This window comes from Streptomyces sp. MBT65, assembly GCF_016612545.1.
Classification (GTDB): Bacteria; Actinomycetota; Actinomycetes; order Streptomycetales; family Streptomycetaceae; genus Streptomyces.
Map to the genome: position 1 here is coordinate 1 of NZ_JAENRY010000613.1, position 1,483 is coordinate 1,483.

General features: G+C 74.1%; 2 protein-coding genes. One reads left to right on the forward strand and one right to left on the reverse strand.

The annotated features are described in order from the left end of the window. A partial coding sequence (locus JHN63_RS53725) for a hypothetical protein (protein ID WP_234478948.1) occupies positions 1 to 645 on the reverse strand: 645 nt, incomplete at its 3' end. Positions 646 to 837: 192 nt separating this feature from the next. Here JHN63_RS53725 and JHN63_RS50975 point away from each other — a divergent pair. Next, positions 838 to 1,380, forward strand: coding sequence for a hypothetical protein (locus JHN63_RS50975; RefSeq protein WP_200691925.1), 543 nt, complete (start codon positions 838 to 840; stop codon positions 1,378 to 1,380). The last annotated feature ends 103 nt before the right edge of the window (positions 1,381 to 1,483 follow it).

Here is a 1,483-nt window from a genome sequence, read left to right on the forward strand (position 1 = left end):
GGTGACCGCCGGCGCGGCAGCCGTCGCCACGGACGAACGCAGCGGTCTGCGGGCGCGGTTCGGACTGGCGCGGGACTGAGAGTGCGGGCGGGGGGACCGGGGGTACCGGGTGACGACCTTGAGGGGTTGGGGTGCGCGCCCGCGCGCGGGGAGGTCGGTTCGCTTTTCCAACTCACTGTGCAGGGTGGTTGATTCGGGGGCGACACCGGATACGTCACCGCGGTGGAGGGGTACGGCGGTTGGTTCGTGTGTGGTCTGCTGGTGCGCCCACGCGCGGGACGCCGGTGTCGCGGTGCTGTGCGGCTGCACCTCCGTGTGCGGGAGGCGGTGTTCGGGCAGGTCGAGGCGGCGCCCTGGTGGCTGGGCGTGGAGGGCGGCGCCTTCTGGAGCGCGCCCGAGGGGCCCGGCTCGGACGTTACGGGCCGCGCGCATCACCCCGTGGTGCACGTCTCGCACCGCGACGCGCTCCCACAGCGCCTGGGCGGGGGCCCGGTTGCCCACCGCGGCCGCGTGGGAGTACGAGGCACGGGGTGGCATCGAGCGGCGGCAGTAATCCTGGGGCGACGAGTTCGCCCCGGACGGCTGAACACCTGGCAGGGCGACTTCCTCCGGGTCGGCTCCCGCGCGGGTGGGTGCGACCGCCACGGTCCCGGTGGACGCGTACGAGCCCAATGGCTTCGGCCTGTGCGACACGGCAGGCAACACGGTGGGGGAGGAGCGGGTGATCTGGTCGCCGCCCGCTCGAAGGACGCCCCCGACTCGTCCACGGGGCACGGCGGTTCCGGTGCGCGTGGGACCTGACGGGGCGGTGACCGCGGGCGGGTAGCCTTGCCGCCCGTGACCGCAACCCTGATCTGGATCCTCGTCGCCCTCGTGGCCATCGGCCTGTACCTGAGCTGGACCGCGGGACGGCTCGACCGGCTGCACACCCGGATCGACGCGGCCCGCGCGGCACTTGACGCCCAACTGCTGCGCCGCGCCTCCGTGACCCAGGAGTTGGCCACCTCCGGCGTCCTCGACCCGGCCGCCTCGATCGTCCTCTACGAGGCCGCGCACGCCGCCCGGCAGGCCGAGGAGGAGCAACGGGAGGTCGCCGAGAGCGAGTTGAGCCAGGCGCTGCGCGCGGTCTTCGGGGAGGCGCCACAGGTGGAGGGCGTCCGGGAGGCCCCCGGGGGCGAGGAGGCGGCCCACGAACTCGCCGAGGCGGTACGACGCGTCCCGATGGCCCGCCGCTTCCACAATGACGCCGTGGGCGCGGCCCGACGCCTCCGCGAACACCGCAAGGTCCGCTGGTTCCACCTCGCCGGACACGCACCCTTCCCGATGGCCTTCGAAATGGACGACGAGCCACCGGTGGCACTGGTGGACCGGGCGGCGTAGGGCGGGCCTGGGGCAGGGAGGGTGAGGGGAATCGGGAGCTGCCCGGCTCTGGTGGGCTGTGCGGGGGTGTGGGCGACTTCGAGGCGGAGGGGCTGTCACGTCT